Origin of the sequence: Selenomonas oralis (assembly GCF_051603425.1) — a bacterium.
In the GTDB taxonomy this organism is placed as follows: domain Bacteria; phylum Bacillota; class Negativicutes; order Selenomonadales; family Selenomonadaceae; genus Selenomonas; species Selenomonas sputigena_A.
In genome coordinates this window covers 2,169,734-2,190,688 of record NZ_CP194411.1, presented here as the reverse complement: position 1 = coordinate 2,190,688, position 20,955 = coordinate 2,169,734, and the positions used below count along the sequence as shown (strand labels likewise).

The 20,955-nt window shown below is 46.5% G+C and carries 19 protein-coding genes; all 19 read right to left on the bottom strand.

What is annotated here, in order from left to right; all coding sequences use genetic code 11:
- Positions 1–27: 27 nt before the first annotated feature.
- The 19 genes from tyrS to amaP all read right to left on the bottom strand — a co-directional run bounded on the left by tyrS (position 28) and on the right by amaP (position 20,940).
- A complete protein-coding gene (gene tyrS, locus ACRTGH_RS10420) occupies positions 28–1,251 on the bottom strand; it encodes a tyrosine--tRNA ligase (RefSeq protein ID WP_368846103.1) in 1,224 nt (407 codons plus the stop codon).
- Positions 1,252–1,296: 45 nt separating this feature from the next.
- Positions 1,297–3,462: a transglycosylase domain-containing protein gene (locus tag ACRTGH_RS10415; RefSeq protein WP_368846104.1), complete on the bottom strand. Its 2,166-nt coding sequence runs from the start codon at positions 3,460–3,462 to the stop codon at positions 1,297–1,299.
- Between the two features lie 89 nt (positions 3,463–3,551).
- Positions 3,552–5,936 (bottom strand): endonuclease MutS2, encoded by a 2,385-nt coding sequence (locus tag ACRTGH_RS10410; RefSeq protein WP_368846106.1) that lies wholly within the window; start codon positions 5,934–5,936, stop codon positions 3,552–3,554.
- Between the two features lie 42 nt (positions 5,937–5,978).
- Positions 5,979–8,462, bottom strand: coding sequence for a U32 family peptidase (locus tag ACRTGH_RS10405; RefSeq protein WP_368846107.1), 2,484 nt, complete (start codon positions 8,460–8,462; stop codon positions 5,979–5,981).
- Between the two features lie 179 nt (positions 8,463–8,641).
- Positions 8,642–9,295, bottom strand: coding sequence for an SMC-Scp complex subunit ScpB (scpB, locus tag ACRTGH_RS10400; RefSeq protein ID WP_438474883.1), 654 nt, complete (start codon positions 9,293–9,295; stop codon positions 8,642–8,644).
- Positions 9,296–9,360: 65 nt separating this feature from the next.
- Positions 9,361–10,080, bottom strand: coding sequence for a segregation and condensation protein A (locus ACRTGH_RS10395; protein WP_368846233.1), 720 nt, complete (start codon positions 10,078–10,080; stop codon positions 9,361–9,363).
- A gap of 5 nt (positions 10,081–10,085) precedes the next feature.
- Positions 10,086–10,712, bottom strand: coding sequence for a site-2 protease family protein (locus tag ACRTGH_RS10390; RefSeq protein WP_368846108.1), 627 nt, complete (start codon positions 10,710–10,712; stop codon positions 10,086–10,088).
- Between the two features lie 12 nt (positions 10,713–10,724).
- On the bottom strand, positions 10,725–11,273 hold the full coding sequence (locus ACRTGH_RS10385; RefSeq protein WP_368846109.1) for an NUDIX domain-containing protein: 549 nt from the start codon (positions 11,271–11,273) through the stop codon (positions 10,725–10,727).
- Positions 11,274–11,283: 10 nt separating this feature from the next.
- A complete protein-coding gene (gene recN, locus ACRTGH_RS10380) occupies positions 11,284–13,002 on the bottom strand; it encodes a DNA repair protein RecN (protein ID WP_368846110.1) in 1,719 nt (572 codons plus the stop codon).
- Positions 13,003–13,020: 18 nt separating this feature from the next.
- A complete protein-coding gene (gene argR, locus ACRTGH_RS10375) occupies positions 13,021–13,476 on the bottom strand; it encodes an arginine repressor (RefSeq protein ID WP_368846234.1) in 456 nt (151 codons plus the stop codon).
- A 44-nt stretch (positions 13,477–13,520) separates the two neighbouring features.
- Positions 13,521–14,372 (bottom strand): NAD(+)/NADH kinase, encoded by an 852-nt coding sequence (locus ACRTGH_RS10370; RefSeq protein WP_368846111.1) that lies wholly within the window; start codon positions 14,370–14,372, stop codon positions 13,521–13,523.
- On the bottom strand, positions 14,360–15,205 hold the full coding sequence (locus ACRTGH_RS10365) for a TlyA family RNA methyltransferase (RefSeq protein WP_368846112.1): 846 nt from the start codon (positions 15,203–15,205) through the stop codon (positions 14,360–14,362). The genes ACRTGH_RS10370 and ACRTGH_RS10365 overlap by 13 nt, the downstream gene beginning before the upstream one ends.
- Positions 15,206–17,086: a 1-deoxy-D-xylulose-5-phosphate synthase gene (gene dxs / locus ACRTGH_RS10360; protein WP_368846113.1), complete on the bottom strand. Its 1,881-nt coding sequence runs from the start codon at positions 17,084–17,086 to the stop codon at positions 15,206–15,208.
- An 11-nt stretch (positions 17,087–17,097) separates the two neighbouring features.
- Positions 17,098–17,979 carry a polyprenyl synthetase family protein gene (locus ACRTGH_RS10355; protein WP_368846114.1) on the bottom strand — a complete coding sequence of 294 codons (882 nt, stop codon included), beginning with the start codon at positions 17,977–17,979 and terminating at the stop codon, positions 17,098–17,100.
- The gene (gene xseB / locus ACRTGH_RS10350) at positions 17,969–18,220 is read right to left on the bottom strand and encodes an exodeoxyribonuclease VII small subunit (protein WP_368846115.1); all 252 of its coding nucleotides are present in this window, start codon (positions 18,218–18,220) and stop codon (positions 17,969–17,971) included. Before xseB ends, ACRTGH_RS10355 begins: the two co-directional genes overlap by 11 nt.
- Positions 18,192–19,421 carry an exodeoxyribonuclease VII large subunit gene (gene xseA, locus ACRTGH_RS10345; protein ID WP_368846116.1) on the bottom strand — a complete coding sequence of 410 codons (1,230 nt, stop codon included), beginning with the start codon at positions 19,419–19,421 and terminating at the stop codon, positions 18,192–18,194. The genes xseB and xseA overlap by 29 nt, the downstream gene beginning before the upstream one ends.
- Positions 19,422–19,496: 75 nt before the next feature.
- Positions 19,497–19,925, bottom strand: coding sequence for a transcription antitermination factor NusB (gene nusB / locus ACRTGH_RS10340; RefSeq protein ID WP_368846117.1), 429 nt, complete (start codon positions 19,923–19,925; stop codon positions 19,497–19,499).
- Positions 19,926–20,064: 139 nt separating this feature from the next.
- Complete coding sequence (locus tag ACRTGH_RS10335; RefSeq protein ID WP_368846118.1) at positions 20,065–20,337, bottom strand: DUF2273 domain-containing protein; 273 nt, start codon at positions 20,335–20,337, stop codon at positions 20,065–20,067.
- Positions 20,338–20,355: 18 nt separating this feature from the next.
- Complete coding sequence (gene amaP, locus ACRTGH_RS10330) at positions 20,356–20,940, bottom strand: alkaline shock response membrane anchor protein AmaP (RefSeq protein WP_368846119.1); 585 nt, start codon at positions 20,938–20,940, stop codon at positions 20,356–20,358.
- Positions 20,941–20,955: the final 15 nt, after the last annotated feature.

The window sequence follows — 20,955 nt, the reverse complement described above, 5'->3', positions numbered from 1 at the left end:
AACAACGCTTTCAGGCCAATCAAAGCTTCATGCCCTGACTAAACGATAATGCTTTTTTTTACCCTTCTTCACAAGCACCATATTATCATTCCTAAAGTCTTCATCGGACAGACAATAATGCTCATCCATTATCCTTACATCATTCAATGCTATGCCACCTTGGGCAATAAGGCGTCGCCCTTCGCTTTTGGATGCAACAACACCATATTTTGCAAGGATATCAATAAGTTTTGCCTCTCGCTCCTCATTCGCAAGTACAAATGCAGGAATATCTGCACCCTGTCCATTGCCGCCAAATACCGCTTCAGCACTAGTCTGTGCCTTTTTAGCTTCGTTTTCACCATGCACAAGCTTTGTGACTTCATAAGCAAGAACTTTCTTCGCTTCATTGATTGCTGCATCTTTAAGACTGCCAAGACGACGCACCTCATCCATAGGCAAAAAGGTCAAGAGCGCCAAACATTTTTCAACATCCAAATCATCAATATTGCGCCAATATTGGTAGAAATCATACGGCGATGTCTTTTCCGCGTCCAGCCAAAGGGCTCCTCCTGCCGTCTTGCCCATTTTTTGTCCATCGTTTTTAGTGAGCAAAGTAAAGGTAAGTCCATACGCCGTTTTTGCATCTTTTCGTCGAATAAGCTCAACACCCGCGATGATATTTGACCATTGGTCATCCCCGCCCATTTGCAATTTACATCCATAACGATGATTGAGCTCTCTAAAATCGTAAGCTTGCATAACCATATAATTAAATTCCAGGAAAGTCAAACCCTTTTCCCAGCGCGCTTTATAAGCTTCAGCCGTCAACATACGATTTACAGAAAAATGCGCACCAACCTCCCGCAAAAGCTCAATGTAGTTAAGTTTTCTAAGCCAATCTCCATTATTGACCATCAGAGCCTTTTCTTCGGAAAAATCAATAAAGCGAGAAATCTGCTTTTTGAAACAATCACAGTTATGTTCAATATCTTCATCCGTAAGCATTTTTCTCAAATCCGTACGGCCGGAAGGATCCCCAACGGTCCCAGTCCCGCCGCCTACAAGACAAACGGGACGATGTCCAGCATGCTGCATATGCGACATAGCCATAAGGCCAAGAAAGTGACCCACATGCAAACTATCTGCCGTCGGATCAAAACCAACATAAAAAGTAACGCTTTCTTTTCCCAGTAAATCGCGTACACTTTCTTCATCTGTGCATTGGGCAATAAAGCCACGCTCTTTCAAAACATCAAAAACGTTTGCCAATGAACTCTTCCCTTCTCTTACCCAATCAGGCAAATTTTCCGCGAATCAATCCCGCCCTTTTGAAACTCCACCACCGGGTTCCGGCCCAGGTGCAACAGGCTGTGTCGGCGATTGTTCAGAAGAACCCGATGGTTTTGACGGAACATCTGTCGATTCGGACGTTTTTTTCTCCGTAGCTTTTTGTGCCTTTTTCGCATCTGATGCTTCTGTATCTTTGGCTGTCTTACCCGATACCTTATCGCTTTTGGAGGATTTTTCGTCACGGATTTCACCACCGCCGCCTCCTGTATAGGCCGAACCATCGAAGCTTTTGGATGGAACACCCACGAGAACTTTTTGCATAAATGATCTCCAGAGTTCTGCTGGAGCCATGCCGCCCGTCATCATCCCCATGGAAGTATTGTCATCATTTCCAACCCATACACCAGCCACAAGATCCGGTGTATAACCAACAAACCACGCATCATGGTAATTATCTGTCGTTCCGGTTTTGCCTGCAGCAGGTCGTCCAATATTGGCATGCGTACCTGTACCGTGCTGTACGACATCCTGCAGCATGCTAGTCAATGCGGCAGCACTACTCTCCTTGATTACGCTCTTCTGCTTGAGTTCTGCTTGCTCCAGCACCTTGCCATTCCGGTCAAGAATCTTGACAATGGCAACAGGCTCTACATGTATACCTTTGTTTGCAAAGGTTCCGTAAGCACTTGTCATCTCTAAAGGGGTAACTCCTTTTGTGAGGCCTCCAAGAGCCGTCGAGAAATTGCGATCGTTGCGTTCACCGTCAAGCACGAATGTTGTGATGCCCATTTCCTGCGCATAATAAATCGGCTTATCAATACCAAGCTTTTGCGCAATCTTGACTGTCGGCACATTAAGCGAATGACGCGCAACCGTACGCAAAGTAACCTTCCCGCTAAAATTGCCGCTATAATTCTTGGGTGACCAACCGCCGATCTTTATAGGGCTGTCATCAATAACGGTATCGGGCGAATAATTCGCTTCAAGTGCCGCCACAAAAACAAAGGGTTTGAAAGAAGATCCCGGCTGCCGCTCCGCCATCGTCGCGCGATTGAACTGATCGGTACCGCGCCCCCCCACCATCGCTTTTATATAGCCAGTATGTGGATCAATAGCAACGAGCGCCATCTGCGGCTGCTGCACGCCATTGCCATCTGTACGGCGTACCGGCAATTCCTGTACGACCGATTCAGCAGCTTTTTGCATCGACATATCGATGGTCGTATAAATTTTCAAACCTTCCTTGTAAATGGCATCTGCCCCATATTTGTCAATAACTTTCTGCGTGATATAATCGATAAAATACGCCGCCGTCGTATCTTTCGCCTGCGTATTGCTCACAAGTTTCGGTTTTTCCTCGCGCGCTTTCATTGCGGATGAATGACTGACATAGCCGTACTTCTCCATCTGGTCGAGCACGACTCCCTTGCGCTCTTGGGCAGCATTTACATTATTGAACGGTGAATAGTAATTTGGGCTTTTGGGAATACCTGCCAACAGCGCACATTCATTAAGATCCAGATCCTCAACATTTTTACCAAAGTAGGTCTGTGCTGCTGCCTGCACACCATAAGCACCTTGTCCAAAATAAATTTGATTTAAGTAGAGTTCCAATATTTCTTGCTTGGTGTATTGCCGTTCGATCTGCAAAGCAAGAAAAATCTCTTGCACTTTCCGTTTAAGTGTTCGATCTTGCGTCAAATAAGCATTCTTCGCAAGCTGCTGTGTAATGGTTGAACCACCTTCAGAAATCGTACGTCCTGTAACATTGGAATAAACCGCACGCAGAATACCACGTGGATCGATTCCCATATGCTCATAGAACCTGTTATCCTCCACCGCAACAAAAGCGTTCTGGAGATTCTGCGGAATCTGCGCGAGCTTGACAGGTTCACGGTTTTCTGTGGCATGAACATTCGCTATTTCATTGCCATTGATATCATAAATATGTGAAGATGCCGGCGGACGAATATCCTCTACGATATTGTCCCTCGCATTTATACTGGCAGTCAAAAAGCCACAGCCAATACCGATGAGCATGACCAAAGCAATAATGAAGAATCCCGCAATAACACGCGCAATGGTACTGCCTTGCTTTTTCTTCGGCTTTGGAGCCGGTTTGGGTTTTGGCATCAACCGCTGTCGTTGCTGCTGGCGCGCCGCCCGTCCCATATCGGTACGTTTTTCCATGAAGAAGCTCCTCCTACTCAATTATACGCCTCTCATTATACTGCAACGGAAGTGACAGGGCAAGCCAAACCTAATACCCAGTGTCTTCCCTACTGCAAGTCGACAAGCGTAGCGCCCGTGCCCCCTTCATCCATATCGGCAAAATTAAAACGAAGCACATTTTTATGATTTTTCAAATAAGCGTGCAGTCCCATCCTCAAAGCTCCTGTCCCTTTCCCATGGATTATCAGAACCTGTTCCATGCCTCCGATTACGGCATCATCAAGGAATTTGTCAAGTACTTTCTCCGCTTCATCCACCATAAGGCCGCGTACGTCGATTTCTCTATGCAAACCAACCGTTTTTTGCAGCAAGTCAACCGCACCTCTGCCCTGTTTGCGACTTCCCGTCCCTTTTCCTGCATCTTTTGCCTTTTCCGCTTTCTCTACGAAACGACAATCCGAAATCTTTACATTCATCTTCAAACTACCAAGCTGTATTCCTATATTGGCACCTTGGATCGAAAGCACCGTCCCCTTCTGGTCAAGCTTTCGCACATAGACAACATCACCAATCTTGAGTTTTTCTGCATCAATTTTCTCCTGATAAGCTCTGCCAGATGTCAATCCCAAACGCAATCGAGCAGCGGCCTCTTGCAATACGTCCCGAGCGTCCTGTATAGCGCGTTGGCGTTTTTGTATTCCTTGTTCATGAAATTGCTCCTTGAGCTTCTTGATGATGTCTTCCGTTTCACGGCGCGTGCGCCGCACGAGTGCCGCACTTTCTCGCCGCGCATTTTTTAATATCTGTTCCTTTTGGCGCGTCAATTCTTCTCTTAATATTTTATTTTTCTCCTCAAGCCTCGCTACACGCTGCTGCCGTTCAAAAATATCAGCATTTTTTTCTTCATACATAAGCCTTTCGCGTTCAAGCTGATTCACAACTCTCTCGAACTGTGCATGATCAGCATTGATAAATTGCCGAGCACGCAAGATGGCCGTCTCCGGCAAGCCCAAGCGCCGGCTGATAGCAAAAGCATTACTTGCTCCAGGTATACCAATCAGCAAGCGATATGTCGGTTGCAGTGTCTCAACATCAAACTCCACACAGGCATTTTCTATTCCTTCGCGCGTAAAGGCAAATGTTTTGAGTTCAGAATAATGCGTAGTGACAATAGTTGATGTACCTCTCTCAAGGAACTGTTCAAGTACAGCCATAGCAAGAGCAGCACCTTCTTCTGGGTCAGTTCCCGCCCCAATCTCATCCATAAGCAACAAATCTTCGCGCTCCACTCGATCCAAAAGTCTGACAATATGCGACATATGAGCAGAAAACGTGCTGAGACTCTGTTCAATGCTTTGCTCGTCGCCAATCACAGTATATACATTTTGATAGATGGATATTTCGGAATTAGCTGCCGTAGGTAGATAACAACCAGACTGAGCCATCAAGGCAAGCAGCCCCAGCGTCTTGATTCCAACCGTTTTGCCACCCGTATTGGGTCCTGTGACGAGAAGCATACGGTATTTCTCACCGAGTATAATATCAATGGGCACAACTTTTTCGGCATCGAGCAAAGGATGGCGCGCACCCATAAGTTTTGTCCGCCCTTCCCTATTGATTTCCGGTTTTGTGGCTTTCATATCTGATGCAAGCTTCGCACGAGAAAATATAAAATCCAACGAAGCAAGAATCATACAATTCTCTCTCAGCACAGCACCATTTTTGCCGATCTCCTCGGAAAGCAAGCGCTGAATTCGCTGCATCTCATTTCTTTCTGAAAGAGCCAATTGTTTGAGCTCGTTGTTCAAATCGACAAGCGCCATGGGCTCAATAAAAAGTGTCGCACCACTTGCCGATTGATCGTGAACAATGCCGGGGAAATTCTGGCGATATTCCTGCTTGATTGGAACGACATTGCGTCCCCCGCGCTGTGTAACAATGGTATCCTGAAAAAACTTTTGATACTCCGTGCGATGCAGAATCGCTTCCATCTGCTCCTTTACCCGGCGTCTTCCAGAGCGAAGTTCCCGACGTATGCGCAGAAGTTCCATGCTCGCATCATCAAGCAGATTGCCATGTTCATCAATACTGTTCTCTAACCGCCTTTCGACCTGCCCCAGAATCTCAATATTTTTCGCTTGCTCCTTGAGAATCGGCGTATCCAGCTCCAATGCTTTAAAAAACTGCTTGACTGCCCTCATGGCTTGCAAGGTACTCATGATATCGACGAAATCCTCAAGCTCAAGCACGGCTCCATGTTCTGCCTTATCCAAAGAAACACGTATATCAAAAACACCGCCAAAAGGAGGTGCTGCGACCGCAGAAATACGCACAGCCTCTTCTGTTTCAGACAACCGCCTGGAAACCTCGTCAAAATCCCCTGAAGGCATAACAGCTAGAGCTCTCTCCTTGCCTAAGATCGAGCCGGCTCTCGTTTCGAGCATCACACGTATTTTTTTGTACTCCAATATATCGAGTGTTTCCTGTTCCATAAGCAACCTTTCTGATGAAAACAGCAACGATCTCATCTTTCCTTATAAGACACCTCGAAAATAGTGTCCACGCGTAATATTTTCACCTTCAAGTTCTTTCAAATATGCTTCCCGGGGCTGGTCCAGAGTACCAGAAAACGCGCTCCATTCCTTATAAAGACGAACCTTATCGGCAAGCACAGAAGATTTCATATACCGTCCCTCAAGGCGCAGAAAAAATATACCGTATGATGCAAAATCCATGGCATGCATCAGCATACTGAGACGTTTGCCGTTCAGGACATGCATGTGACATGACTGATCAAAGACAAGAGGAAACAATATGCCCTTTCTGTCCTTAAGAGCATAGTTTTGGTTTCTTTGGCAGCATGGCATAGAACACTTCCCAGAAGCCGCATTACCAAGGAAGCTCCCCAATGCGCAGTATTCGGAAACCATGAGTTCAAGATTTCCTTCAACGATACATTCAACGGGAAGAGGTGAATGCATCGCCAATGCTCCCGCTTGTTCAAGCGTAAGTTCCGGTGAAAGAACCGCACGCGCTGCACCAAGCCTCCGCAATTCTTCCAACGCCAAGTGATTAAAAACAGGCACAGAAGCATCCGTAAGAAAAGGCAATCCCGCTTCTCGCGCGAGAAAAAACGTCCCCCAATTATGTACACTGATTGCATCCGGTTCAAGGCTCGAAAACCCTTTGATAAACTTCCTCCACACTGCCATATCACGGTGCAGTACAATGCGCGGAGTATTAAATACGATGCGTCTTCCTCTTTCTCGCACAAGAAAAAGCGCTTCTTCATAATCGCGCAGAGGAATCGCATAATGATGATAAGAATCCCCACCGAAAACAATTTCATCTGCCCCCGCAGCCAGAGCTGCACGTACGGAAGCAATAGTATCCACTATAGCAACGATGCTGGTATCACGTACTTTCTCTCGCTTTAGGGCGCGGTCTTCCCTGTACGAAAAAAAAGGAAGCGGCGAGCGCTGATACTTTTGCATCCGCTGATCCAACAGCAAGGCAAATGCTTTGCGGCGGGCTTCATTGATTTCACTGAGGGGAACCATCAACCCCTCGTCAATATCCAACAACAATTTTTCCATGGCAAAAATCGTCGTGCCGATGCGCCCCATTTGTTTCTCTATGGTTTCTTTTGAAAGTGGTCGTTTTTCAGCCTTTTCTGCAAGAAAATTCGTAGCAGCTTCCGCCTCAAACCCCTCACGATCTTTGAGAAATATGTGCAAAGGCTTACCAATATGGGCGCTGACTCGCACCATAACAGGAATGCGCCGTACGGGAGCGCCTGCGCGATAAAATGCTCGTGCCTTCTCCATGAGTTTTGCATCAAAAATTTTGAACACACGATCATGAGGTTTCACGAATCCGTCCAACAAGAAGGAAACTTCATCTCCATGTCTGCCCAAGGCAACAGGGCACCCTTTATTGTTTTTCATATCAGTCACTGTTGCCGTCACACGTCCGCCAACCTTGACCCAAAAATCAACTTGGTCTCCCTCTGCCAGGTTACCCGAAAGTTTGAGACTCACACGCCCTTCCCTTTGTGAAAGCACGCGTCCAACGAGCAGGCCGCGATTATTCGGTCGCAAATCACTGATCATTGTGCGCCCCGGTCGTTTTGTTAAATAGGCAGTAGTAAAATCACGATTAAAAACCTGCGCCAAAGCCGTTTCCTCTTCTTCAGCTGTTGGATTCATCTTTCCCGCAGCAATGGCATCCATTGCACGTCGATAAGCATCCACAACCACAGCGACATATTCCGGGCGCTTCATACGCCCTTCAATTTTCAACGAAGTAATACCGCTTTTCATGAGTTCAGGCAAGAGTTCGATTGTCTTCAAATCTTTTGGTGACAAAAGAAATCTTCCTGTCCCCTTCCCAGTGACTTCCATCCCCGTTTCATCCACAAGTGTATAGGGCAAACGGCATGGCTGAGCACAACGTCCACGGTTGCCGCTTCGTCCGCCTATCATGCTGCTCATCAAACATTGCCCTGAATAACAAACGCAAAGAGCGCCATGCGCAAATATTTCAATCTCTGCATGACTATTTGCAGTGATATAGCGAATATCCTCAAGGGAAAGTTCACGTGAAAGCACAACGCGTTGAAAGCCCATTTTTTCAAGGGCAAACACACCCTCTAAATTATGTACGGTCATTTGCGTACTTGCATGAAGAGGCAAATCGGGAACCGCTTGCCGTGCAAGATGATACGTGCCAAGATCTTGCACAAGAACAGCATCAGCTCCCGCTTCATAGAGAAAACGCAAATAAACAGAAAGCTCCTTTAATTCTTCCTCACGCACAATGGTATTGACTGTTACATGAACCTTGACGTCACGACCATGCGCAAAGAGGATGGCTTCCTTCAAAGCATTCGCATCAAAATTATCTGCATAGGCACGCGCACCGAACATACTACCTGCCAAATACACAGCATTCGCGCCGCTTTCGACAGCGGCAATCAGAGCCTCCTTGCTTCCCGCTGGAGCCAGCAACTCGACCAAATTATCTTCCCCCAACTTTAGAATCACGGATAGATTCAGTCCTCATCTTCACACATCTGCCATGTCCTCTCATCGTCAACAAAGCCTCGACACAGCACCGCTATGCTTGCGGTTTATCTCCTAGGTAGATACAGTGCATCTTTGCAAATCTGGGCTCCTTCATCTTAACAGTGGTCCCTTTAATTATCCGAATTTCCCTGTCCGTTAATATCCTCACGATCTTCCGTATTCTCTCGTCTCACAAGCATTTCCTGTCCTGCAGGCTCAATTTCTCTACCTGCCTCCTTGGCAGGTACAACTTCCCTAAGACCATCTTCCGCAGTTTCTTGTGATGAAGTCTCGTCCACTGCAAGAAGTTCAAATTGCGCATCGTTTTCCTGCACAACATCTTCCAAGGACGGCAACGCAGGCAAATCGCTCAAAGCATTGAGACCAAAGCTTTTGAGGAACACATCTGTCGTGCCATAAAGAATCGGGCGTCCGACGACTTTCCTGCGCCCCACTTCTTCGATAAACTCCATCTCCAAAAGCTTTTGCAAGGCGCGTTCCACGCGCACACCACGAATGTGTTCAATTTCCTGTTTTGTGATTGGCTGTTTAAAGGCAATGATCGAAAGAGTTTCTAAGGTTGGCATCGAAAGTTTTCTGTCCCTTACCTCTGCAAGTTTTTCCACATAAGAATGATACTCCGGACGTGTGACAAGTTGGTATCCTCCAGCCACGCAATGCAGCATCAAACCGCTCTTACGCGCTTCAAGACTTTTTTTTAAAAGTTCCAATACTTCTTCGAGACTCTCCGCATCGACTTGCAAAATCGCCTGGAGCTGCGTCATTGTCACAGGCTCGCCGCGTGCAAAAAGCAATGCCTCCAGAGGCGCTTGCAAATCTTCCATAAACATCAACCACCACTCGTCCTCATACAAACAAAAATCTCTCCAAAAAGACCGCCTTGGCGAATAACAACTGTATGGAGCTTTATAAGTTCCAAAAGCGCTAGAAAGGAAACAATCAATTCCGTCCGAGTCCCTGAACGGAACGTATCAGCAAAAGACACCTGACCACCTTCTTTGTCGAGCAGCAACAGAATATCTTCCATCTTTCCCTGTATACTGTAAGTATCTGGCGCCACGAGCACTTGGGGAATAGAGATCTCCTCGCGAACCTCCATTGCTATACGAAAAGCCTCGACCAAAAGGGCGAGGGAAAGATTTTCCGGAGGACGCTGACGCACCGCCAATGGCAAAGGCGTTCTTGCAAAGATCCGCCCTTGCAAGGCAGCCATATCATCGAGTTCCATGCTGACCATACGAAAGCGCCTATATTCAAGAATGCGCTCCACAAGCTCCTGCCTCGGATCCCGCTCTTCTGTATCCTCCGCTTTTGGAAGTTTAGGCAGCATCATACGAGATTTTATTTGCAGAAGTGTAGCTGCCATTACAACGAATTCGCTAGCCACTTCAATATCGAATTCTTTCATACGGGCAAGATATTCCATGTACTGTTCTGTTAAAACGGCCATTGGAATATCATAAATATCAATCTTATTTTTCTCTATGAGATGCATAAGAAGATCCATCGGTCCTTCAAAGGCTTCAAGCTTTATTGTATACTTGTCCATAAAAATCAAAGGAACAGTACAATAAAATACTGCATACCATAAAGAATCCTCTGGGAAACGCCCCCTAAGACACTTCCCAATGGACCAATGACAAAGAGAAGAATAATAAGGATGAACATATAGCGTTCCAAGCGCAAAAGTTCATATACCCAACGTCCAGGCAACAGTGCCATAAGTATGCGCGAACCATCTAAAGGTGGCAGCGGCATAATGTTGAAAAGCGCAAAATTGACATTGATGATGCCCATGAGCTTCATGACCATAAAGAATCCTTCAGACGTAGGCAAACCAAAATAATTATAAAGGATTGTAAAAAGCACGACGAAAAATGCCACAACAAGATTGGAGGCCGGTCCTGCCAAAGCAACAAGAATCTCACCTTGCCGCATATTGCGGAAATTACGAGGATTGATCATCACAGGTTTTGCCCAGCCAAAATGTACAATGAAAAGCATTAAAAAACCAATGGGATCAATATGTACCTTTGGATTCAGCGACAACCGTCCCATAAGTTTGGGTGTCATATCCCCCATGGCAACAGCCACACGCGCATGGGCATATTCATGCACAACCATAGCAATCAAAATGCCTGGAATACCCGCAATCAACACCATCAGCTCAGAAGCAGCCATATCTTACCCCCGTCACTCCCGTACGTTTTTCAATGCCGTCATGAGTATAGCAGTCACAGACTTCGCATCAAAAATTTCACCGTTTTGAACACGACGCACTGCTTCCGAAAGAGGCATTTTTACGACATGAATAAACTCGTCATCATCCGGATGCTGCTCGCCCGGCTGCATATTATATGCAGCATAAATATGGATATATTCATTAGAGAAGCCCACTGTTGTAGCAATGGTTGTGAGCTTTTCATACGAACCCGCCGTATAGCCGGTCTCCTCCGACAACTCACGCACAGCACAGGCAAGGGGATCTTCATCAGGCGAATCAAGTTTTCCCGCAGGAATTTCCAAAGTGACCTTCCCCACAGGATAGCGATATTGCTTTACGAGCAAGACATCTCCGTTGGCCAATACAGGCAATACAGCCGAAGCCCCTGGATGGCGCACCCACTCACGTACGGATTTATGTCCGTTTGGCAAGAGGACAGTATCTCGTTTTACATGGAGCAGCACACCGCTGTAAACGTCCTCACTGCCCAGAGTCTTTTCCATTAAATCTGAGTCCATGACAACCCCTCTATTTCATGAATTTACGGCTAATTTCAGCTTGTTTGATTCTAGCATTATCCACCATTTCTCGGGCGTTGTCAAGCGCAGCCATCGTGATATCACTGCCCGAAGCCATACGTGCAATTTCATTGATACGCTCGTTTTCTGAAAGAATCTGCACTTCTGTCGTTGTACGTTCCCCTGCAGTCTCTTTACGAATATACAAATGAGTATTTGCCATACAGGCAATCTGCGGCAAATGTGTAATACAAAGCACTTGTCTATGAAGAGCGACCATGGCAATGCGTTCAGCAACCATACGTGCCGTTTTGCCGCCGATTCCCGTATCAATTTCATCAAATACCATGCTCGGCGGCGAATCATCACCAGCCGCTGAAACCGCCTTGATCGCAAGCGCTACACGCGACAACTCGCCGCCTGAGGCAACATCCTGCAGCGGCTGTTCCTTTTCTCCGGCATTAGCTGAAAAGAGCATAACGATTGCATCTGCTCCATTTATGCTATATTCCATCGAAGTTTTGAGCACAATAGAAAACTGCGCTTTCGCCATACCGAGTTCTTTTATCTGATCACAGATACGCGCGGAAAGATGCCTGGCAGCGCCTTCACGCAACGTCGTAAGCTTCTCTGCTTCTTTTTTCATATCTGTTGTTGATTGCTCAAGCTCCATCTCAAGATCCCGAACATCAATATCATAATTTTCAATACGGTCAAGCTCATCTTTGACATTCGCAAGATACGCAAGAACATCAGCCACCGTTGCACCATATTTCTTGCGCAGTTTATCGATGGCATCCAAGCGATTTTCCAACATATCCAGTCGCTGCGAATCAAATTCCATATCCGATGCATAATCACGAATCTCGTAAGATGATTCCTGCAGCTCACAATAAGAATTTTCAATCATTTTATATGCATTTTCTAACCCATCGTCAAAGCGGGAAAGTGCTTCCATATTCTTCTTTACTTTACTCAAAGCAGTAAGTATGTTGAGTGCTTTGCCGCCCGGATCCCCATTGAGAAGCGCATACGATTCCTCAACAAAACTTGATATTTTTTCGGCATTGGACAGCTTGCGGATTTCCGCCTCGATCGCCTCATCTTCGCCTTCCTTCAAATGCGCTTCCTCAATCTCTTTTTCCTGCCAGTGCAACAAATCAAGCCGTTCTGCATTATTCCTTGCTTCCTCCTTTTTTTGGCGAAGCTTTTTCTTGCACATGTTCCATACAGAAAAGCTTTTTTGATAAACCGTAAGCTGTGTTTCGATACGGGCATCCGATTGGTCAAGAAGTCGAAGCTGATTTTCGGGACGCAGCAAAGCAAGATTCTCATTCTGTCCATGAATGTCAACAAGATGTGCACCGAGATCACGCAAAAATGAAAGCGTGACTCGACAACCGTTCAACAGTACGGAATTCTTGCCCTTATGTGAAATCTGACGAGTAACAATCAGTTCTTCCTCTTCCACCGGTATGGCTTGCTCTTCCAGAATTTCCCTGAGTGCTTTTTGATTTTCCAAGCCGAAGACTGCTTCAACACGCAGCCATTCGCAACCACTACGAATCGAGCCGGCGGAAAGACGGCATCCCAGCACTGAGCCCAAGGCATCGATGAGGATCGACTTCCCTGCCCCTGTCTCACCTGTCAAAATATTAAGACCTGAACCAAAATCAACTTTAACATGCTCCAGCAAAGCAAAATTCCAGACAGTCAGCGTCCTTAACATGTTTCTCCTCTCGTCAACTCATTCATCAAACAATTGCTCCATACGTTTTGCAACAATCGAAGCGGCCTTTTTAGGTTTCACAACAGCAAGGATGGTGTCATCGCCTGCCACAGTACCGATGATCTCTCGCCATGGTACACTGTCCAAAACAGAAGCAACAGCATTTGCAGTGCCCGGAAGTGTCTTTACAACAATAATGTTTTCACTATGATCAATTGCTACAACCGAATCCTGAAAAATGCGTGCTAGGCGCGTTTCAGAAAAAAAAGGCTTTTCTCCCTGCGGAAAAGCATAGCGATAACGACCGTTTCCAACAGGGACTTTGACAAGCATCAAGTTTTTGATATCACGTGAAACCGTTGCCTGCGTTACATCGATATGACGGGTCCGAAGGGCATCTGCCAGTTCTTCTTGCGTTTCGATTACAGCATTTTCTATAATTTCACGAATGACAGCATGCCGTTTTGGCTTCATGCCGACCTCACCCACTTTCTGCTGCACTGTTCATTTCCCCAGAACTATTCATTTCCCCAGAGTTTTTCCTTCATTGTCTGATAATAATCTTTATCCCCAAATTTCACGATACGTGCCGGCTCCTTACCCTTCTGCACAATTACCTCATCTTCATCCGCAATCTGATACGATTTTTGTCCATCAAATGTAACAAAAATATCCGGATGCCCTGCTTCGATATGAATATGTACCGCATCTTCCTCGGAAATCACCATCGGCCGAATATTAAAAGTATGTGGGCAAATCGGTGTCAAAACGAGCGCTTTAACCTGAGGATTGACAATCGGACCACCAGCTGAAAGCGAATACGCAGTAGAGCCCGTCGCTGTCGAGACAATGAGGCCGTCCGCCTTATAATCAGCCACCCTTGTATTGTTGATATCAAGACCAAAGCGCAACATACGTGCCATGCCGCCTTTCGTCACAACAATATCGTTAATCGCATTTCCTTTATATTTTTTTCTGCCGCGATGAACAACATATCCCGAAAGCATCGAGCGTTTCTCGATACGATATTCTTTTCTAAGAATCTTTTGCAGCTTGCTCTCTATTTCCGTGAGTTCGATATCAACGAGAAAGCCAATCGTTCCGAGGTTGATGCCGCAAACAGGAATCGATCGGTCATATATCCTTCGGCAAACATTCAAGAGTGTACCATCACCGCCAATACTCAAAGCCATGTCCATTGGATATTGGCCGATATTTTCGACCCCCATCCCGCCATACCCCAAAAGATCCGCTTCCTTCGCGGGAAGCAAGATACGCACCTCCTTATCCGCAAAGAAAGAACGTACCCGTTCAAAAACGGTACGGATATTTGTTTTTGTCATATTAGGAAAAACTGCTATAGTAAACATTTTGCCTCTGTTCTATCCTTATCTAATCGAGCATGCGCCGCCATTACAATTTCGCGTATATTCTCCGTTGACACATCACAAGTAATCGTTTTTTTGTCGTGTGCACAAGCGAGATGCATGAGATATTCAATATTCCCCTCCGGGCCTTTGATTGGTGAATACGTCAGCGCGAGTACGCAAAATCCAGCTGTCATAGCGGCGTCAAAGACCTCACGGATAACGGATTCATGTACTCCAGCATCCCGCACAACCCCTTTCTTGCCGATGTTTTCCCGCCCAGCTTCAAACTGCGGTTTTATCAACGCTGCAACTTCTCCCTGTTCCGTAAGAAGCCCTCTGACCGCAGGCAACACTTTTGACAATGAAATAAATGCCACATCGATGGATGCAAAATCAAGAGCTTCTTCCAACATATCCGGGGTCACATGACGGATATTCGTACGCTCCATATTCTTCACGCGACTATCTGTACGAAGCTTCCAAGCAAGCTGGCCATATCCCACATCAATGGCGTAAACTTTTCGTACGCCATTTTGCAGAGCACAATCTGTAAAACCGCCCGTTGAAGCGCCGATATCAGCCATCGTTTTTCCTGCAAGAGAAAGCCGAAATGCCGCAAGTGCTTTTTCAAGCTTTAATCCTCCACGGCTCACATAGGGCAAATCTTTACCCAGAAGAGAAATGCTCGCATCGAGTTTGACAGGAGTCCCTGCTTTTTCAATCTTCTGCCCATCGACGAGTACCTTTCCTTCCATAATCATCGTTCTGGCACGTTCGCGGCTCTTCGCCAGGCCACGTTCGACGAGAAGCATATCCAGACGTTCCTTCGCCATCTATGATATCTCCTTCCAAACAGCAAGAATTTTCCTGGCCATTTGCTCAGGCAGAAGATTACAAATTTCCAAAAGTTCCTGTGGTTTTCCCTGCTCGATAAATGCATCAGGTATACCCAGCCGTAAAACAGGTACAAGTATCCCCTCATCGGAAAGGCTTTCCAAAATGGCAGTTCCAAAACCTCCCACCAATACATTCTCCTCCATCGTAACCAGCAATCGTTTTTCTTGCGTTAAACGGACAATTACCTCTTTGTCCAAAGGTTTGATGAAGCGCATATTGACAACGGCAGCCGAGAGATCTTCTTCTGTAAGGAGTGTCGCAGTACGCTCGGCCATATGAACCATACTGCCAACCGCGAGTAAGGCAATTTGTCCATCCGGCTTGAGAACTTCAGCCTTCATATGCCGAAGCGGTAAAAAAGGTCGTTGCAATTCCACACCAAGACCTTCTCCCCGTGGGTAACGAATCGCTACAGGACCTTCCATTGCAAGAGCCATAGCAAGCATCTGCCCCAGCTCATTCTCATCCTTCGGTGCCATTAAAGTCATATTCGGCAAATGACGCAGATACGAATAATCAAATACGCCATGATGCGTAGCTCCATCTTCCCCCACAAAGCCAGCACGGTCAAGCGCAAAAACAACGTGAAGATTCTGCAGACAGACATCATGTAAAATTTGATCATAGGCACGCTGCGCAAACGTCGAGTAAAGCGCAACAACAGGTTTTTTCCCTGATGCGGCAAGACCTGCTGCAAAAGTTACAGCGTGCTGCTCTGCAATTCCTACATCAAAAAACCGCTCCGGATACTTTTTCCCAAAGGCACGCAAACCTGTTCCATCCGGCATAGCTGCTGTAATGGCGACGACATCCTCGTCTTTTTCCGCCATCTCCAACATTGCCTCACCGAATACACTTGTATACGTCGGACAAGCCCCCGTTTTTTTCAAAGCGGTTCCTTCAACAATATCAAATTTCCCGATGCCATGGAATTTATCCGGTTCTTTCTCTGCTGGCGGATATCCCTTGCCCTTGCACGTTTCAACATGTATGAGCAACGGTCCCTTTAGTTGTTTAGCTTGTTCAAATACATCAAGCAACAAAGTGATATTGTGCCCATCCAAGGGGCCGATATAATGAAATCCCAAATCGGTAAAAAGTCCGCCTGGCACAAGCGCAGAACGCACGCCATCTTTGACATATTCTGCTGTACGATAAACCCGTTCACCAATATGAGGAATCTTCTTAAGGAAATTTTTGATGTCTCGTTTTGCACGACGATAGCCTGGAGCCATACGAAAACGCGCGAGATATTCTGATACAGCTCCGACATTAGGGGCTATGGACATACCATTATCGTTAAGAATCACAATGATGTCTCGTCCGAGTTCACCCGCATTGTTCAGCCCCTCAAAAGCTTCACCACCTGTCAATGCACCATCGCCAATGACAGCTGCCACACGATAATGAGCACCGGCCATATCCCTGGCTGCGGCCATTCCCAATGCCGCGGAAATGGACGTGCTCGAATGCCCGGTGCCGAAAGCATCATAAATGGACTCCTCTCGCTTGGGAAATCCCGTGATTCCACCTTTTTGCCTAAGCTTAATAAAAGCATCACGGCGCCCCGTCAAGATTTTATGTGCATAGGCCTGATGACCGACATCCCAAATGATTTTATCCTCGGGACAATCAAATGCACGATGTAGAGCAAGCGTCAGTTCAACCGTACCAAGGCTGGGGGCAAGATGCCCTCCCGTCTGAGAAACCGTATGGATGATACTATGACGAAGTTCACCGGCCAACACAGAAAGTTCCTCAAGCGTACAATTTTTCAATTCTGCCGGATTATCAATGCGCCCCAATAAATGCTCCATATCATCCGCCCTCATTTTTTCCGTCCCAATAAAAACAGCCCCAGCTCACGCAAGAAAGCTGCGCTTTCTCCCAAAATGGAAAGCGCCGCCGTTGCTTCATCTACTGTCCTCTGAGCAAGCCATCTTGCCTCATCGAGGGAAGTCAATGTCACATAGGTTGCTTTCTCATTGCGCTCATCACTGCCGACAGGCTTGCCAATCGTCGTCTCATCCCCTGTGACATCAAGAATATCATCTGTAATCTGGAATGCAAGACCAAATTTTTCTGCATACAGAGTCAACGCCGCAAGTTCTTCATTCTGCGCGCCAGCCAGAATTGCTCCCGAGCGAACAGCGGCACGGAAAAGTGCCCCGGTTTTTCCCATATGCATCTTTTGAAGAGTCCCCATATCGATGCATTTTTCTTCGCTCTCCAAATCAAGAGCCTGACCACCAACCATGCCATAAGGTCCAGCAGCCTGGCTCATCTCTTGAACGACAGCGAGTAAAGTTTCAGGTGCAGCCGCCGGTTGGCGCAGCATCACTTCAAAAGCCAATGTCAGAAGAGCATCTCCCGCAAGAATCGCCATACCGTCGCCAAACACCGTATGGTTTGTTGGCTTACCGCGTCTATAGTCATCATTATCCATGGCGGGTAAATCATCATGAACCAAGGAATATGTATGAATCATCTCTATGGCGCAACCCGTTACGAGAAAATCATCACCATTTTTTCCGACAGCATCTGCTGCCGCCATTAAAAGAATCGGGCGCAATCTTTTTCCTCCGGCCATCAGACTATATTCCATTGCCCTAGCCAAGGTTTCGTTATAAGCTTTTCGTGCCTTGAGTTCCGTTACAAGCCCTTTTTCTACTAAAGCGGCTCTACGATTCCATTCTTCTTTAAATGTCATGCGTATCACCTTCAATCTCGAGCCGCAACTCTTCAATTGTACCATCCTGTTCCTTCAGCACAACATCCATCGCTTTTTCTGCACGATCAAGCGATGCCATGCAAATTCGAGAAAGTTCTATGCCTTTCCCATAAGATTCCATGAGCTTTTCGAGACTTAAGTCACCGTTCTCCATTACTTGAACAAGTGATTCCAGTTCTTCCAACGCCTGCTCAAAAGATAGTGCCTTCTTCTTTGGCATCATAACCCCCCTCTTGCAAATCTCGAACAACACCACGGAAAGCGCCGTCAACCAAACACACACGCACGTCATCCCCCGGTGCAACTTCTCGAATACTTTTTATAGAACGTCCTTTTTTTTCCACGATGCCATAGCCACGCCCGAGGACATGCAACGGATTCAATAAATCGAGCTTTCCCACGGCCAAATCAAACACATGTGCCTTATCAAACAGGCGCTTACGCGCAGTCTGCCGCATCGTTTCCATCATCATATCAACCTGTTGCTTTCTCTCTGCCAAAAGAAATCGCGGGGAACGACGCAAAAAAAAGCTTCGCGCATGCTCCAACCTCTTATTTTCATAGGACAATCGATTGCGTACTATTTGATTTAGACGTTCCTCGAGTGTAATGACTCGACGAATAAGTTCATCCGTATCCGGCACAGCAAGCTCTGCTGCCTGTGATGGAGTAGCGGCCCGTCTATCACTCGCATAATCGGAAAGTGTCGTGTCCGTTTCATGGCCTACAGCCGAAATAATGGGAATCTTTGATTTATAAAAGGCGCGGACTACCATTTCTTCATTAAATGCCCAGAGATCTTCCATAGAGCCGCCGCCTCTTCCTGCAATGAGCACATCGACAGGATATTTCTCGTTGAAGAAGCGTATGGCCGAAGCTATCTCCGCTGCCGCTCCATCGCCCTGCACCTGTACTGGATAAAGAACGATACGAATCCTTGGATTACGTCGTTTCGAAACGCGATAGATATCACGCAAAACAGCGCCCGAAATAGAAGTCACCACACCTATGGTTTGAGGAAACATCGGCAAAGATTTCTTGTGCTCTGCGCAAAACAAGCCTTCGTTCGCTAATCTTTTTTTCAATTGCTCAAAGGCAACACTGAACTCGCCTGCTCCAGTCGGCGTCATACGATCGACATAAAGCTGATAAGCGCCATCCCGCTCATAAACCGAGACATCTCCCGTAGCAATAATTTTCAGACCGTTTTCCGGCTGAAAGCGCATCGTACGGGCACGGCTCTTAAACATCACACATTTCAACGAAGCCATATCGTCCTTAAGCGTGAAATAGCAATGGCCTGAAGCATACATCTTATAATTGGACAGCTCACCTTCAACAGAGATGTTCTGCAACATTCCTTCCGCCTGAAACATTCCCTTGATATACAATGTGAGATCTCGTACGCTATGAACCGCCAAACTGCCACCTCCATCCAATATAAGGAAAGAGCTGTCGCTCAAACGGCAACAGCCCGAGAGTCCCGGCAAAAGTCGTTAGTCACATCTTGCCAGCTTGCCCAAAAGCCCATTGACATAACGACTGGAATCATCCGTACCAAATTTTTTTGCCAATTCAACGGCTTCATTGATTACAATGCCGACATCCATCTTTTCCTTCCCATATTTCATTTCATAAAGTGCCATACGTACAATATTTCGATCCACACCCATCATACGCCCAAGTTTCCATTCGCGCGATGATGCCGCAATCTCATCATCAATGACAGCGAGATTCTGACGCGTACCATGTACAAGATATGCGGCATAATCTCTGTTTTTTCTCGCGTTAGTTGGCAACTCCTTTATCGCTGCCTCAAGAGCCCTCCCCTGCCAAGCCTCTTCCGAAAGGGCATCCGGCGGTGGATTGAGTTCCAGCTGAAACAACGTCTGTAGCGCAGCCTCCCGCGCCTGTCTACGAGTCATAGAGCAAAAACCTTTCTTTCTGTCCACGCAAAGTCAACAAAAAACGCATTGGTATTTTCTGACCCATCTTTTTTGCATAAGCCACATGCACCAACATCCTCTTTGCGAACATTGCACACGGCCCTTAAAAGTTTCTGCTTTACTTAAAGCGTTGAAAACCATAAGGGAACAGCTCTCGGAAGAACTCCCGCACATCCCTCAAGTGAAGATCCTGGTCAAAACGAGTGCCGACGAAAAGACCAACGAGACCACAAAGCAATACAAAAAAAGTTTGCCAAAAACCAAAAAGCAGAATAGCTGCGCCAAGGATAACACCAACAGCAAGACCAACAACCTTGCCTCTGTGACGTTTCAAGTCCGGAGCATATTCCTGTAAAAGCGCCTCAAAAGTATGCCTGCTTTCCTCATTCATCTTTACCGCCACCTTCTGTCAGACTACGCGTTTCTTTTTAAGCAACGGCGTGTTGGAAATATCCTCGACAGCAATATCAGTGACAAAATCCTCGATTCCCACTGTATCCTGCATATAGCGATGAATCTCTGCCCGTACATTATCAGAAATCGAAGGTGCATTCACCTCACGGCCAATGACGAGACGGAGACGTATTGAAAGAAGCGGCTGTTTTCCTTTTGCAGATGCTTTCGTCAGCAATACCCGCGTTCGAATGCTGCGCACACCATGAACAGCACCTGCCACTTGCTCCACAAGATTTTGAATAGCCTGAAGAGAAATGCTCACATCTCCCGTCTTGCCATGAATTACAAGAATCTCACCATTCTCGTTCTCCGTTTTACCACTGCCGGAAAAGCTGCAGCCAAAAAGATGTATGCTCACGAGAAAAACGGCCACCCCTCCTGCAATCGTAGACCATTGTTCAGATTGCATGAGATAATGGTACTCATTCATGAGTATGGATTCCGGTACAATTTGCAGCGCAATAGCCACCACGCCCAACGAAAAGCACGCAATAAAAAGAGAATACAGGAGCAGCAAAAAGCGATTGATAAACCCCATAAGCCATCCCCTCTA

Excerpts from the sequence above, each read along its gene's own strand:
- ACRTGH_RS10415 (WP_368846104.1), bottom strand. The coding sequence starts at position 3,462 with ATGGAAAAACGTACCGATATGGGACGGGCGGCGCGCCAGCAGCAACGA.
- ACRTGH_RS10410 (WP_368846106.1), bottom strand. The coding sequence starts at position 5,936 with ATGGAACAGGAAACACTCGATATATTGGAGTACAAAAAAATACGTGTG.
- scpB (WP_438474883.1), bottom strand. The coding sequence starts at position 9,295 with ATGACGCAGCTCCAGGCGATTTTGCAAGTCGATGCGGAGAGTCTCGAA.
- ACRTGH_RS10395 (WP_368846233.1), bottom strand. The coding sequence starts at position 10,080 with ATGGACAAGTATACAATAAAGCTTGAAGCCTTTGAAGGACCGATGGAT.
- ACRTGH_RS10390 (WP_368846108.1), bottom strand. The coding sequence starts at position 10,712 with ATGGCTGCTTCTGAGCTGATGGTGTTGATTGCGGGTATTCCAGGCATT.
- ACRTGH_RS10385 (WP_368846109.1), bottom strand. The coding sequence starts at position 11,273 with ATGGACTCAGATTTAATGGAAAAGACTCTGGGCAGTGAGGACGTTTAC.
- recN (WP_368846110.1), bottom strand. The coding sequence starts at position 13,002 with ATGTTAAGGACGCTGACTGTCTGGAATTTTGCTTTGCTGGAGCATGTT.
- argR (WP_368846234.1), bottom strand. The coding sequence starts at position 13,476 with ATGAAGCCAAAACGGCATGCTGTCATTCGTGAAATTATAGAAAATGCT.
- ACRTGH_RS10370 (WP_368846111.1), bottom strand. The coding sequence starts at position 14,372 with ATGTTTACTATAGCAGTTTTTCCTAATATGACAAAAACAAATATCCGT.
- ACRTGH_RS10365 (WP_368846112.1), bottom strand. The coding sequence starts at position 15,205 with ATGGCGAAGGAACGTCTGGATATGCTTCTCGTCGAACGTGGCCTGGCG.
- dxs (WP_368846113.1), bottom strand. The coding sequence starts at position 17,086 with ATGGAGCATTTATTGGGGCGCATTGATAATCCGGCAGAATTGAAAAAT.
- ACRTGH_RS10355 (WP_368846114.1), bottom strand. The coding sequence starts at position 17,979 with ATGACATTTAAAGAAGAATGGAATCGTAGAGCCGCTTTAGTAGAAAAA.
- xseB (WP_368846115.1), bottom strand. The coding sequence starts at position 18,220 with ATGCCAAAGAAGAAGGCACTATCTTTTGAGCAGGCGTTGGAAGAACTG.
- nusB (WP_368846117.1), bottom strand. The coding sequence starts at position 19,925 with ATGACTCGTAGACAGGCGCGGGAGGCTGCGCTACAGACGTTGTTTCAG.
- ACRTGH_RS10335 (WP_368846118.1), bottom strand. The coding sequence starts at position 20,337 with ATGAATGAGGAAAGCAGGCATACTTTTGAGGCGCTTTTACAGGAATAT.
- amaP (WP_368846119.1), bottom strand. The coding sequence starts at position 20,940 with ATGGGGTTTATCAATCGCTTTTTGCTGCTCCTGTATTCTCTTTTTATT.